The organism is Microbacterium sp. H6 (genome assembly GCF_003314775.1).
Lineage (GTDB): Bacteria > Actinomycetota > Actinomycetes > Actinomycetales > Microbacteriaceae > Microbacterium > Microbacterium oxydans.
The window spans coordinates 1-437 of record NZ_QOAY01000127.1 but is presented as its reverse complement, the minus strand read 5'-3'; the positions used below and the strand labels follow the sequence as shown (position 1 = coordinate 437).

Here is a 437-nt window from a genome sequence, read left to right as displayed (position 1 = left end):
GGAGACGATGGACGACGCCGCGGGCGAGGCCTTCGACAAGGTCGCCCGGCTGCTGTCGCTCCCGTACCCCGGAGGGCCGGAGATCGATCGGGCGGCGGCGACCGGCGACCCGCACGCGATCCGGTTCCCCCGCGGACTGTCGCGGGCCTCCGACCTGGCGAAGCACCGGTACGACTTCTCGTTCTCTGGGCTCAAGACGGCGGTCGCCCGCTGGGTCGAGCGCTGCGAGGCCGAGGGGATCGACGTGCCCGTCGCCGACGTAGCCGCGAGCTTCCGCGAGGCCGTCGTCGACGTGCTGGTCACGAAGGCCCTCGCCGCGTGCTCCGATCTCGGCGTCCCCCGCCTGCTGCTCGGGGGAGGGGTCGTCGCGAACCGACGGCTCCGCGATGTCGCGCTCGAGCGCGCCGACGCCGCTGGCGTCACCGTGCGCATCCCCC

Annotated in this window: 1 pseudogene; it reads left to right on the top strand. The window is 74.4% G+C overall.

Annotated elements, in window-relative coordinates:
• Positions 1 to 437, top strand: a pseudogene (locus DSP71_RS23365) (tRNA (adenosine(37)-N6)-threonylcarbamoyltransferase complex transferase subunit TsaD); the annotation flags it as partial.